Below are 13,474 nucleotides of genomic sequence, written 5' to 3'. Positions count from 1 at the left end.
CTTCTTTTTTAGCTTAAATGTTTTTCTTTAATTTCTTTTAAAGCTTTTGCAAGTTGGTCTGGGCATGAAGTTTCTTTAGTACCACATGTAATTCCGTCTAATCTTTTAATAGCTTCATCTATTTCCATACCTTTAACTAGTTCTGATATTCCATATAGATTTCCAGGACAACCTCTTACAAATTTAACTGATTTAATAACTTCACCTTCTACTTCAATTTGAATTTCAGTAGAACATACTCCTTTAGTTTTGTATGTAACGATAAAAATCACTCCTAACTTTTAAACATAGTTATTATTATACTTAGATTTTTACTTTTAGTGAAGAGGAAAATTTGATTTTAGAAAAATAGGTGTTCCAAGCTGTAGTTTTAAGTCATATTATATATAAATAATTCTTATTTCTATATTTTGGAGGTGCTTTTTTTGAGTTTTATTTATGTTTCTAACACTTTTGATAATAGTATAAGCAAAGTTAGATTAAAGGATTTTTATGTAGATGAGATTAAATTTAATGATGATTTAAAAGAAGGACCTTTTGAGATTGTTAGTTTTGATGAAAGAATAGTAATCACAAATACATATAGTGATTCTATTTCTATTTTAAATAAGGAATTAGAAGTTTTAAATAGGATTTATGTTGGAAAAGCACCAAAATCAATTTTAATAGATGATTACAATTCTTATATATCATGTTCAGAGAGTAATTCTTTAAGTAAGGTTAATTTAAAAAATGGAGAAATAGAATGTATTAGAGGAGGGTTTAATTATCCTTATAAATTAGAATTTTTAAAAGAAAGAGGCATTATTTTAGTTTGTAACCTTTTTAGCGAAAGAATAGATCTAATAGAAAAAGAAAGGTTAGAAAGAATAGGGAAGATAGAACTTTTAGGAAGTCCAACTTGCATAAAAATATCAAAAAGTAGAGATCATTTATTTGTAGCAGAAGAAAGTGTAGATTTATACGGTAAAAGCTATTTAAATATATACAACACAAAAAATTTTAATTTAGAAAAAAGTTATATTGTAGGAGCACTTCCGTCTGATATTTTTGAAACAGAGAATGAGATTTTAGTTAGTAATTTTGGGGATGGAACTATAAATATTATAAAAAAAGATAATTCAAATAAAAAAATAGAAGTTTCAGGTATGCCTATTTCAGTTATAAAATATTTAAATGATATTTTTATATTAGATTATGAGAGTGGGTTTATAAAAACTTTAGATGAGAATTACAAAAATAAAAAAAACATTGCAGTAGGAAAAGAGCCTAATGCAATGCTTTTAGTTAATTCATATCGTTAAATAAAAGATTCATTATTTCATTATAGATTTCAGAAGGATTTTCTTGCCACTTACTGCAAAGGTATGTGGCACCTTTTTTTGTTGGAACAGAAATTTTAAGATCCATTAAAGGCGTGTCGTCCTCTAAAGCTTTCAAACTAACTATGAAACTATCATTTTTACCTATCGTGTAATCACTATGTATTGTAAGTTCCTTTTTTATAAGATCTATGTGAGACTTAATATATTCTGATAACGTTGAAACTTTTGAAGGTGAAATTCTATCTTCGAAGAAAGATAGTACACTTTCGCCTTTAGGTGTAAGTTTAATAGCCTTTTTATTTGAAACTTCAGTATTTTCCACAAATTCTGATTCTAATAATTCATTAATATATTGTTGAAGCGTAAAGTAGTTTATGAAATTGTTTTCTAAAATTATTTCTGTTAGTTGAGTATTGGAAATAGGTTGTTTTAGTAGTTTTAAAATATATAAAACTATTAACTTATTTTCCGCAAGCTCCATTGAACTTTCTTCGTACATATAAAAAACCTCCATTTTATTTGAAAGTATACATTAATTATAACATAAAAATAAATATAGTGAAGATAATGTAATTAAATAAAATATTAACTAATATACTATAAAAGGTAAAAATAATGGAAAGGAGTCTTATGAAAAAAAAGAGAGACATAATTTTTGTTATAACGGCTTTAATTATTATTATATCTAGTGCCTTTTATTTAAACTATAATAGTGTAAAGCCTACATTTAAGGAAAGCCCTAAAAAAATGCCTATCCATAAGGTAGAAACAGAAAAAAAAGAGGTCTCTTTAACATTTGATATTAATTGGGCAGAAGAAGATTATATTTATGACATATTAAGTGTACTAGATAAATATAATGTAAAGGGAACATTTTTTATAATGGGCAAATGGGTAAATTATACTGAAGATAATTTTAAAAAGTTACAAGCTATAAAAGATAAAGATCATGAAATTGGAAATCACAGTTATGTACATCCAAACTTTACATCAATAAGTAAAGAGAGGATGATAAAAGAAGTTAAAGATACAGAAGATATACTAAAAAAGGCGATAGGAGTAAAAACTGAACTTTTTAGATTTCCAAGTGGTGCATTTAATGAGGAAAGTCTGAAGGTTTTAGAAGACCTAGGTTATAAAAATATACAATGGAATATCGACTCTGTAGATTGGAGAAACGATGGTGAAAGAGTAGAGTATGAAAGGGTTATGAATAAAATAGAAAATGGGTCTATTTTGCTTTTTCATAATAATGCAAAATATACTCCAAAAAACTTAGATAAAATTATTAATGAACTGTTAGAAAAAGGGTATGAATTTAAGAAAGTTTCAGAGATTTTAATAGACAAAAACTATAAAATTGATAACGTTGGCATACAACATAAAAATTAATAGGAAATCTATTGAAATTTGAGTAGTATATGTATTATAATGGAAATGGATATTTGTGGGGGAATTAAACACAAATTAGTTTATTACAAAGGGAGAGAGGGGTTACAAATGGAAAATTTAATGTTAAACAACAAAATATATCTTGAAGGAAAGGTCGTTTCAGGATTAGAATTCAGTCACGAAATGTATGGGGAGGGCTTCTACACTTTTAATTTAGAAGTTCAAAGATTAAGCGATTCAGTTGATATATTAAGTATCACTGTATCAGAGAGATTAATATCAAACAACGAGGTTGCAATTGGTAACGAAGTAATAATAGAAGGGCAACTAAGATCTTACAACAAATTTATAGATGGTTCAAACAAGTTAATCTTAACTGTTTTTGCAAGAAATATTGATCCATGTTTAGAAAGAAGTAAAAATCCTAATGAAATATTCTTAGATGGATATATCTGCAAGGAGCCAGTTTACAGAACTACACCTTTTGGAAGAGAAATTGCAGACGTTTTACTAGCTGTAAATAGAGCTTATAATAAGTCAGATTACATTCCAACTATAGCTTGGGGAAGAAACTCAAGATTCTGTCAAACTTTAGAAGTTGGAGATAATATAAGAGTATGGGGAAGACTTCAAAGTAGAGAATATCAAAAAAAGGTATCTGAAACAGAAGTAGTTAAAAAGATTGCTTACGAAGTTTCAATATCTAAAATGGAAAGAGTTAAAAAAGAAGACGAAATTGAAGAAGAAGGCGCTGTTTAAAAAGTCTTTATATAAAGTTTAAAAAAGGCCAAGCATTTTATTAAATGCTTGGCCTTTTTATATTTTGAAATTATTTTCTAAGATCATCCATTATTTGAGTTTTATCTTTTGTTTTATCATCAACTGACTTTATTATTTTGGCTGGTGAACCTGCAACAACAACTCCTGACGGAACATCTTCTGTTACTATTGAACCTGCGGCTACAACAGCTCCATCTCCAATTTTAACTCCTTCTAAGATAACAGCGTTTGCACCTATTAAAACATTATCTCCAATTTCACAAGGTGATTTTGAAGGTGGCTCTAAAACTCCAGCTACAACAGCTCCTGCTCCTAGGTGAACATTTTTACCAAGTTTTCCACGAGCACCTATAACAGCGTTCATATCTACCATAGTTCCTTCACCTATTTCAGCTCCTATGTTTATAACAGCTCCCATCATTATAACAGCATTTTTACCTATGCTAACTCTATCTCTAATGATAGCACCTGGCTCGATTCTAGCATCAACTTCTAAAATATCAAGCATTGGGATAGCTGAGTTTCTTCTATCATTTTCTAATCTGAAATGTTTGATTTTATCTTTATTATCTAAGATTACTTTAGATAAAGAATCTGACTCACCAAATAAAACGTAGAAGTTATTACCTCCAAACCATTCTATTCCATCTAAATTAACGTCTTCTAAATCTCCATTTATATAAACTTTAACTGGTGTTGACTTCTTAGATTCTTTAATAAATCTAGCGATTTCGTATGGATCTGTAAAATTGTATTCCATTTAATATCATCCTTTCTGTAAATAGTATATGTAAATTATAATAAAAAAAATGAAATTTTAAAAGGGGGACATAAAAATTTGCCGAAAGTAATCCTTTGCTGTAAAATTATTTTAATATAAAAAATAAGTGATGTTACTTTTTTTTAGTTAAAAAAATAAGTAAATACTTTAAATGTGGGAGGTTTTTTCTTGAATAATAATTTAAAAAATATAGAGGTTTCTGGTATAAGAAAGTTTTATAATAAGGTTTTAAAGATAGATGGTGCAATATCACTAACTTTAGGTCAGCCGGATTTTAAAACTCCAAAAGCTATAACAGATGGAATAAAAAAAGCTATAGATGATGGAAAAACAGTTTATACAGAAAATGCAGGGATAAAAGAATTAAGAGAAGAAATAAGCAATTATTTAAAATCATTAGATATTTCTTATAGTAAGGATGAGATTTGCATAACAGTTGGAGGAAGTGAAGGGATATATATAGTATTAAACACTTTATTAAACCCTAAAGATAAAATTTTAATTCCATCACCTGGATATCCAGCTTACGAAAGTATAGCAAAAATATTAGGAGCTGAAGTTCTAGAGTATGGATTTAAGTATGATTTTAGTTTAGACATAGAAGGTATTAGAAAATCTATTAAAGAAGAAGGGGTTAAAAATTTAATTTTATCCTTTCCGTCAAATCCTACAGGTGCAATTTTAAGCAAAGAAGATAGAGATAAGTTAATAGAACTTATAAAAGAAGAAGATTTAACTGTTGTAACTGATGAAATTTATGCATCTATAATATATGATGATTATTATTCAGTGGCCCAAGATGAGTCTTTAAAAAATAATATTATATATATTAGCGGGTTTTCAAAAATGTTTTCAGCTACAGGCCTTAGAATAGGATATGTTTGTGCAAGCGATGCTTTTATGAAAGAAATGATGAAAGTTCACCAATACTTCGTTTCTTGCGCACCATCTATAGTTCAATATGGAATGGTTGAAGGACTTAAAAAATCTAAAGAAGACTTAAATAATATGGTAACAGAATTTAAACGTAGACGTGATTATTCTTTTAAGAGGCTTAAAGATATGGGGCTTACTGTAGCAGAGCCAAAGGGAGCCTTTTATATTTTCCCATCTATAAAAAAATACAATCTATCATCAGAAGAGTTTTGTGAAAAACTGTTATTTGAAGAAAAGGTAGCATTAGTACCTGGAGATGCTTTTGGAAGTAAGGGAGAAGGGTATTTTAGAATTTCTTACTGTTATAGTGATGAGGAGTTAAAAAGTGCATTTGATATATTAGAAAAATTCATAGAAAAATTGAATAAATAATAGAAAAAGCCAATTTTTGATTTATCAAAAATTGGCTTTTTTTATTTGTATCAGAAGAAAGATGTGTTTTTTATGAACGAATAAAATGAATTTATTAAAAAATAAAATTTCATTTTTATATCTAAAAGTTTATATTAAAGCTATTTTAGACAAAAAAATTAACAGTAAAAGATTATAAAAATTCAAAATGTCTTTTTGGGGCAAACAAAAATGAATATTTGTATTAAAATATTACTAAAGTGTTAAGATGTTCATTTTTGATAAAAATATATTTTGAAGGTATAAAAATGCAATTAATTCAATTTACAAATACTTGAATATTTCAGTTAAAAGTAAGTGAAAATGCTATGTTAAACGATTACAAAGTAAAAAATATACAATTAGCAAATCGATAAAAATAAAATGATTTAATTGATAAAATATCAAAAATGACTCTTAGATTTTAACATATCAAATTGACAAAGGGTGTAGATATAATATAATTGTTAATAAATAAAGTTTGTGTATATATGAAGAGCAAAAAAGAATGGGGGTTTTAAAATGTTAAAATATATCTTTAAAAGAGTTTTAACAAGTATAGTTACAATTTTTGCAGTTGTATCTATTACATTCTTCTTAGTAAGACTTATGCCAGGTGGACCATTTGATGGTGAAAAGGTAACAGCTGAAATGAAGGCAGTATTAAATGAAAAATATGGACTGGACAAGCCAGTTGGAGAGCAATATAAAATTTATATGGGAAATCTTTTAAAAGGTGACCTTGGAGAATCAATGCAATTTAGAGGAAGAGAAGTTACTGATACTATAAAATACTCTTTCCCAAAATCTGCAAGACTTGGAATAGTAGCAATAGTATTTTCTTTAGTAACAGGAATCTTACTTGGAGTATTATCAGCACTTAAAGTTGATAAGTGGCCAGATAGGCTTTGTATGTTTATCTCAACACTTGGAATAACAGTTCCAAGCTTCGTAATAGCAGCGGTACTTATCTACTTCTTTACAGTTAAGTGGGGATTATTACCTGCAGTAGGACTTTCAAAACCTACAAGTTATATAATGCCTGTTTTAGCCTTAGCTGGAAGTTCGATGGCATTTATAACAAGACTTACAAGAAGTAAGCTTATAGATGTATTAAAACAAGATTATATAAGAACTGCAAAAGCAAAAGGATTAAGTTCAAAGGTAGTAGTGTTTAAACACGCTTTAAGAAACTCTCTTATACCAGTAGTTACTTACATGGGGCCGTTAGTAGCTGGTATATTAACAGGATCTTTCGTTGTTGAAAAAATATTCGTAATACCAGGTCTTGGTAATGAGTTCGTATCAACAATAACAAATAGAGACTATACAGCGCTACTTGGAGTAGTAGTATTCTTCTGTACACTTATAGTTGTTTGTAACTTAATAGTAGACATACTATACGTTGTAATAGATCCAAGAATTAAGCTAGAAGACGTAAAGGCATAAGGGGGTAAAGATTATGGAAAATATTAAATTCGATAAAAATATGTTTACTCCTGTATCTAAAGAAGAGAAGGCATTCGAGAATTTTGAAAGACCGAGTGTTGGATATTGGAAAGATGCCTGGAGAAGACTTAAATCAAATAAAGTAGCATTAATTTCTTTAATTATAATAATACTTCTTGTATTATCAGCAATAATAGTTCCTATGGTTTCAAAATATACATACGATGCTCAAAACTTAGCATTAAAAGATATGAAACCAAACGGACAGCATTTCTTTGGAACAGATAAACTTGGAAGAGATTTATTTGTAAGGGTAATGATGGGAGCTAGATATTCATTAATCATAGGTGCAGCAGCTGCAGTTATAAACCTTGTTATAGGAGTTTTATACGGTGGAGTGGCAGGGTTCTTTGGTGGAAGAGTAGATAACCTTATGATGAGAATAGTAGACTGCTTATACTCAATACCAACTACTATATATGTAGTAATCATAATGGCTGTATTTAAAGATTCAGCCTTTGATAAAACAGGAATACTTAGTATAATACTTGCACTTTCAATATCATACTGGGTTGGAATGGCAAGAATAGTTAGAGGAGATATCCTTCAATTAAAACAACAAGAGTTCGTTTTAGCTGCAAAAACTTTAGGGGCATCTAAAATGAGAATATTATTTAGACACTTAATTCCTAACTGTTTAGGATCAATTATAGTAACAATGACACTTTTAATACCACAAGCAATATTTACAGAGGCATTCTTAAGCTTTATAGGACTTGGATTAAATGCACCTCTTGCATCACTTGGAACATTATGTAACGATGCTATGGCTGCAATTTATACAAATCCATACCAATTATTTTTCCCAGCTGCAATGATTTGTTTAATAATATTATCATTTAACATGCTAGGTGATGGATTAACAGAAGCTTTAGACCCTAAGCACCAAAAGTAGGAGGAAGAATTTATGAGCAAATTATTAGAAGTAAAAAATTTAAGAACTTCCTTTAAGACGCATTTAGGAGAGGTACAAGCAGTAAGAGGTGTATCATTTCATGTTGATAAGGGAGAAGCTATAGGAGTAGTTGGAGAGTCAGGTTGCGGTAAATCTGTAACTATGATGTCTATTATGAGACTTTTAGCAGATAATAGTGTAATAGAAAGTGACGGAATCATCTTTGATGGAGAAGATATTAGTAACTATTCAGAAAAAGAAATGGAAAAAATAAGAGGAGATAAGATGGGGATGATTTTCCAAGATCCTATGACATCTTTAAATCCTTTATATAAAATAGGTGATCAATTAACAGAGCACTTAATAAAGCATAAAAAAATATCTAAAAAAGAAGCTTGGCAAAAAGGAATAGAAATGCTTGATTTAGTTGGAATTCCAAGCCCTGAAAAAAGAATGAAGCAATATCCTCATGAATTTTCAGGTGGTATGAGACAAAGGGCAATGATTGCAATAAGTCTTATATGTGAGCCAAACCTAATAATAGCAGATGAACCTACAACTGCTTTAGATGTTACAATTCAAGCTCAAATACTAGACCTTATGAAAGGTTTAAAAGAAAGGTTAAATACATCTATTATCCTTATAACTCACGATTTAGGAGTAGTTGCAGACCTTTGTTCTAGAATAAATGTAATGTATGGTGGGATAGTTGTTGAAACTGGTAGCGATGAAGATATCTTTTATAGAGGAAGACATCCTTATACTTGGGGACTTTTAAATAGTGTTCCAAACCCAATGAGCGAAATGAAAGAAAAGCTTGTTCCAATAGAAGGGCAGCCGCCAGATCTATTAAAACCACCAAATGGATGTCCATTTGCAGATAGATGCGAATATAATATGAAAGTTTGTTTAGAAAATCAACCTCCTTTATTTGAAGTAGGGGAGGGACATAAATGTGCATGTTGGTTATGCCACTCTGATGCACCAAAGGTTGAATCACCAATAGGGAGGGAAGAATAATGGAAAAAGAAATCATCTTAGAAATCAAAAATTTATGTAAATACTTCCCTGTAAACAAAGGTCTTTTTAAGAAGCCAAGTTTAGTTAAAGCGGTAGATAATGTTTCATTTAGTATAAAAAAAGGTGAAACTTTAGGATTAGTTGGGGAATCTGGTTGTGGTAAAACTACAACTGGAAGAACTATCCTTAAGTTATACGAACCTACATCAGGAAATATAATCTTTAAGGGAGAAGATATAACTAAAAAATCTGAAAAGGAAATGATTCCTTTAAGAAGAGAGATGCAAATGATCTTCCAAGATCCTTATGCATCATTAAATCCAAGAATGACAGTTGGCGATATAATTGGGGAAGCTATAGATATTCATGGATTATATAAAGGAAAAGAGAGAGAAGAAAGAATTAAATTTCTTTTAGATAAAGTTGGACTAAATGGAAGTCACATAAATAGATATGCTCACGAGTTCTCAGGAGGACAAAGACAAAGAATTGGAATAGCAAGAGCTTTAGCTGTTGAACCTGATTTTATAGTCTGCGATGAGCCAATTTCTGCACTTGATGTTTCAATCCAAGCACAAGTTATAAACATGCTTGAAGAACTTCAAGAAGAGTTTGGATTAACTTATCTATTTATAGCACATGACCTTTCAATGGTTAAACATATATCAACTCATATTGGAGTAATGTATCTAGGACAGTTAGTTGAAAAAGGATTAAGTGATGATGTTTATTTAAAACCTAAACATCCATACACACAGGCTCTTTTATCAGCAGTTCCTATACCAGATCCACAGATTGCAAAAAACAATAATAGAATTGTTTTAGAAGGTGATATACCATCACCTATAGATCCAGAACCTGGATGCAGATTTAAAGGTAGATGCCCAAAAGCTATGCCTATATGTCAAGAAAAGGATCCAGTATTAAAAGAAGTAGAAAATGGACACTTTGTATCATGTCATTTATTTGATTAAATTTTGGATAATAAGCTAAAAGTAAGCTATTATTATATAAATAAGAAGGGGGATAAAATATGAAAGTAAGTAAAATTAAAAAACTTTGTGCTGTAGCTTTAGCTGTAGCAATCTCAGCTTCTGTTTTCGTTGGATGTGGTTCTGATGATTCAGCAGGCGGGTCAAATCAAAAACTTCTATATAATGTTGGGGCAGTAGTAGAAACTATAGACCCTGCATTAAACACAGCTGTAGACGGGTCTACAATTATAGGGAATGCCTTTGAAGGGTTAGTTAGATTAGATGATAAAGACAAAGCTATCCCAGGAGTTGCAGAAAAATGGGAGATCTCAGAAGATGGAAAAACTTATACTTTCCACTTAAGAGAAAATGCTAAATGGTCTGATGGACAACCTGTAAAGGCTTCTGATTTCGAATATGCATGGAAGAGAGTATTAAATAAAGATACAGCTTCTGAATATGCTTATCAATTATTCTATTTAAAAAATGGGGAAGAATATTATAACGGAAAAGCTAAAGCTGATGACGTTGGAGTTAAAGCTAAAGATGATAAAACTTTAGTAGTTCAAATCAATACAAAAACTCCATACTTCTTAGAGCTTATGGCATTCCCAACTTACATGCCTGTAAGAAAGGATATAGTTGAAGCTAATGGAGACAAATGGACTCAAAAGCCAGAAACTTTTGTAACTAATGGACCATTCAAGTTAGAAGATTACCAAATGAAGGATTCATACAAATTCGTTAAAAATGATAACTATTGGAATAAAGATGCTATAAAACTTGAGGAGTTAACTTACAAAATGGCAACTGATTCAACTAGTTCATACGCTTCACTTGAGTCTGGAGACTTTGATATGGTTGGAGTAGTTCCATCTGAAAGAATGGAAGATGGAAAAGAAAAAGGATTAGTTCAAACTTTCCCAAATCTTGGAACATACTTCGTTTGCGTAAATGTTGGAAATAACACAGATAAATTACCAGCTGATGTTAAAAAGGCATTAAGCAATAAAGATGTAAGACATGCACTTGCTTTAGCTATCGATAGAGAAGCTATAGTTAAAGATGTAACTAAGGGTGGTCAAGTTCCTTCAGCAGATTTCGTACCTGCAGGAATCCAAGGACCAGATGGAAAAGATTTTAAAGAAAATAAATTCGATCCAACAAAATTTGAAGATAATGTAGCAGAAGCTAAGAAATTATTAGAAAAAGCTGGATATAAAGATGGTAAGGGATTACCTACATTTAAATTAATGTATAACTCAGAAGGTGATCACAAATCAGTTATGGAAGTTATTCAACAAAACTGGAAGAAAATCGGTGTAAATGTTGAATTAACTAACCAAGAGTGGGCAGTATTCTTAAATACTAGACAAAAAGGTGAATATGAAATCGCAAGACACGGTTGGTCAGCTGACTACGTAGACCCTATGACTTTCTTAGATATGTGGGTTAGCGGAGAAGATGGAAAACAAGCTACTTGGGGTAACAACGATGCTCACTTCTCAAACAAAAAATATGATGAATTAGTTAAAAAAGCTAAAACTGAATCAGATCCAGCTAAGAGATTTGAATATATGAGACAAGCTGATGATGTATTAATGGATGAAATGCCAATCATACCTTTATATGATTACACTAAAACTTATGGTATCCAACCATACGTTAAAGGCTTACACGTTTCACCACTTGGACAAATTTACTTTGATAAAGTAGAAATCCAAAAATAAGAAATTATTTATAAAAATTAGACTAAGTTCTTTTTAGAACTTAGTCTTTTATATTTAGAGCAAAAAAGAATGCTGAAAATTCAGCATTCTTTTTCTTATAAGCCTATAACATCATCCATATTATAAAGGCCAGGTTTATTAACTTTTGCCATAAACTCGCAAGCTTTTAAAGCGCCAGTTGCAAATACATCTCTTGAAATAGCTTTGTGTGAAAGTTCTATAACTTCACCTTTACCTGCAAATATAACGTCGTGGTCTCCAACGATTCCACCACCTCTAACTGCATGAATACCTATTTCAGATTTTTCACGTTTCTTTTGACCTTCTCTACCATATACATAGTGAGTTTCGTCTTTAAGTGAATCTTTTATAGTATCTGCTAAAAGGATAGCTGTACCACTTGGAGAATCTACTTTTTGGTTGTGGTGCTTTTCAATTATCTCTATATCATAATTTCCATAAAGAAGAGGAGACACCTTTTTAAGTAGTGAATTTATTAAGTTTATACCAAGTGACATATTAGCAGATTTAAATAAAGGAAGAGTTTTAGATTTTTCATCTATTAAATCTAAATCTTCTTTTGTAAAACCAGTTGAACAAATTACAAGTGGTTTATTTGTTTTTTCTGTTAAGTCTAATAATCCTTTTAATGCATCAGCTCTTGAAAAGTCTAATAATACATCGTATTCTATAGTAACTTCATTTGGAGATGCAAAAATCGGGTAATCAAAACTATTTTTTGATCTATCTATTCCACCTACTATTTCTAAATCGTCAAAATCATTAGATAGAGTAGATATCGCTGTTCCCATTTTTCCAGAACAACCGTTTAATAATACTTTAACCATTTTTTTATCTCCTTAAATTAAATTGTGATTTTTTAAATTTTTAATTAAAGTTTCTTTAAGAGTTTCATCCATCTCGTAAAGAGGCAATCTTAAAGGACCTACTTCTTTACCCATAAGGTTTAAAGCTGTTTTAACAGGGATTGGGTTTGTCTCTAAAAAAAGTGAGTTTGAAAGATTTAAAGTTTCTATTTGAATGTCTAATGCTTTTTTGCACTCGCCATTTAAATAAGCTTTTGTCATTTCATGAACTTCTTTTGGAACAACGTTTGCTAAAACAGATATTACACCTTTTCCACCTAAAGACATAACAGGAACTATCTGATCGTCATTTCCAGAATAGATATCTATTTTGTCTCCAAGTAATGCACGTATTTCTGCAATTTGGCTAAAGTTTCCGCTAGCTTCTTTTACTGCAACTATATTTTTAAGTTTTGATAATTCTAAAACCATGCTAGGCGAAATGTTCATATTAGTTCTACTTGGAACGTTATATAACATAATTGGAATATTAACAGCATCGTTTATAGCTTCAAAATGCTTAAATAAACCTTTAGTGTTTGTTTTATTGTAGTATGGTGTTATAACTAAAAGACAGTCTACTCCAACTGACTCTGCATACTTACTCATTTCAATTGAAGCGCTAGTGTTATTCGTACCAGTACCTGCAATAACTGGTATTCTTTTATTTATAACATCAACTGTAAATTTAATTACTTCTTTTTTTTCTTCTGTAGTCATTGTAGTAGCTTCACCTGTAGTACCGCATATAACTATAGCATCAGTTCCCATACTTACGTGCCACTCTAATAATTCTTTTAATTTTTCAAAGTTAACTCCGTTTTCGTTAAATGGAGTAACTAAAGCAACACCTGATCCTTCAAAAATAGCCATATA

Annotated in this window: 14 protein-coding genes; 9 read left to right on the top strand and 5 right to left on the bottom strand. The window is 30.1% G+C overall.

Annotation, left to right across the window (positions count from 1 at the left end):
* Window positions 1–8: 8 nt before the first annotated feature.
* A complete protein-coding gene (locus INR60_RS06205; protein WP_194190975.1) occupies window positions 9–263 on the bottom strand; it encodes a TIGR03905 family TSCPD domain-containing protein in 255 nt (84 codons plus the stop codon).
* 162 nt (window positions 264–425) lie between these two features.
* On the opposite strand from INR60_RS06205, the gene INR60_RS06200 reads away from it, so the two are divergent.
* Window positions 426–1,304 (top strand): YncE family protein, encoded by an 879-nt coding sequence (locus INR60_RS06200; RefSeq protein ID WP_194190608.1) that lies wholly within the window; start codon window positions 426–428, stop codon window positions 1,302–1,304.
* Here INR60_RS06200 and INR60_RS06195 read toward each other — a convergent pair.
* Window positions 1,288–1,824: a DUF4364 family protein gene (locus INR60_RS06195; protein ID WP_194190607.1), complete on the bottom strand. Its 537-nt coding sequence runs from the start codon at window positions 1,822–1,824 to the stop codon at window positions 1,288–1,290. The genes INR60_RS06200 and INR60_RS06195 overlap by 17 nt on opposite strands.
* Window positions 1,825–1,955: 131 nt before the next feature.
* Between INR60_RS06195 and INR60_RS06190 the strand changes: the two genes are divergently transcribed.
* The gene (locus tag INR60_RS06190; RefSeq protein WP_194190606.1) at window positions 1,956–2,717 is read left to right on the top strand and encodes a polysaccharide deacetylase family protein; all 762 of its coding nucleotides are present in this window, start codon (window positions 1,956–1,958) and stop codon (window positions 2,715–2,717) included.
* Window positions 2,718–2,825: 108 nt separating this feature from the next.
* Entirely contained in the window at window positions 2,826–3,476 is a 651-nt protein-coding gene (locus tag INR60_RS06185; RefSeq protein ID WP_194190605.1) for a single-stranded DNA-binding protein, read from the top strand.
* 70 nt (window positions 3,477–3,546) lie between these two features.
* Here the strand turns inward: INR60_RS06185 and dapD are convergent, their stop codons facing one another.
* Entirely contained in the window at window positions 3,547–4,257 is a 711-nt protein-coding gene (dapD, locus tag INR60_RS06180) for a 2,3,4,5-tetrahydropyridine-2,6-dicarboxylate N-acetyltransferase (RefSeq protein ID WP_194190604.1), read from the bottom strand.
* Between the two features lie 189 nt (window positions 4,258–4,446).
* Here dapD and INR60_RS06175 point away from each other — a divergent pair, with 189 nt between their 5' ends.
* From INR60_RS06175 to INR60_RS06150, 6 genes are all read left to right on the top strand, one after another.
* The gene (locus INR60_RS06175; RefSeq protein WP_194190603.1) at window positions 4,447–5,586 is read left to right on the top strand and encodes a pyridoxal phosphate-dependent aminotransferase; all 1,140 of its coding nucleotides are present in this window, start codon (window positions 4,447–4,449) and stop codon (window positions 5,584–5,586) included.
* Between the two features lie 540 nt (window positions 5,587–6,126).
* Window positions 6,127–7,053 carry an ABC transporter permease gene (locus INR60_RS06170; protein WP_194190602.1) on the top strand — a complete coding sequence of 309 codons (927 nt, stop codon included), beginning with the start codon at window positions 6,127–6,129 and terminating at the stop codon, window positions 7,051–7,053.
* A gap of 13 nt (window positions 7,054–7,066) precedes the next feature.
* Window positions 7,067–8,008 carry an ABC transporter permease gene (locus INR60_RS06165; RefSeq protein WP_194190601.1) on the top strand — a complete coding sequence of 314 codons (942 nt, stop codon included), beginning with the start codon at window positions 7,067–7,069 and terminating at the stop codon, window positions 8,006–8,008.
* Between the two features lie 12 nt (window positions 8,009–8,020).
* Window positions 8,021–9,028, top strand: coding sequence for an ABC transporter ATP-binding protein (locus INR60_RS06160; RefSeq protein WP_194190600.1), 1,008 nt, complete (start codon window positions 8,021–8,023; stop codon window positions 9,026–9,028).
* The gene (locus INR60_RS06155) at window positions 9,028–10,002 is read left to right on the top strand and encodes an ABC transporter ATP-binding protein (RefSeq protein WP_194190599.1); all 975 of its coding nucleotides are present in this window, start codon (window positions 9,028–9,030) and stop codon (window positions 10,000–10,002) included. The genes INR60_RS06160 and INR60_RS06155 overlap by 1 nt, the downstream gene beginning before the upstream one ends.
* 59 nt (window positions 10,003–10,061) lie before the next feature.
* Window positions 10,062–11,732 carry a peptide ABC transporter substrate-binding protein gene (locus tag INR60_RS06150; protein WP_194190598.1) on the top strand — a complete coding sequence of 557 codons (1,671 nt, stop codon included), beginning with the start codon at window positions 10,062–10,064 and terminating at the stop codon, window positions 11,730–11,732.
* A 95-nt stretch (window positions 11,733–11,827) separates the two neighbouring features.
* Here INR60_RS06150 and dapB read toward each other — a convergent pair whose 3' ends face one another.
* Window positions 11,828–12,580 carry a 4-hydroxy-tetrahydrodipicolinate reductase gene (gene dapB / locus INR60_RS06145; protein WP_194190597.1) on the bottom strand — a complete coding sequence of 251 codons (753 nt, stop codon included), beginning with the start codon at window positions 12,578–12,580 and terminating at the stop codon, window positions 11,828–11,830.
* A gap of 12 nt (window positions 12,581–12,592) precedes the next feature.
* Complete coding sequence (gene dapA, locus INR60_RS06140; RefSeq protein WP_194190596.1) at window positions 12,593–13,471, bottom strand: 4-hydroxy-tetrahydrodipicolinate synthase; 879 nt, start codon at window positions 13,469–13,471, stop codon at window positions 12,593–12,595.
* Between the last annotated feature and the right edge of the window lie 3 nt (window positions 13,472–13,474).

The organism is Clostridium chrysemydis, from assembly GCF_015234215.1.
Taxonomy (GTDB): domain Bacteria; phylum Bacillota; class Clostridia; order Clostridiales; family Clostridiaceae; genus Clostridium; species Clostridium chrysemydis.
The sequence above is the reverse complement of the archived record's forward strand: the minus strand, read 5'-3'. Positions and strand labels throughout refer to the sequence as shown.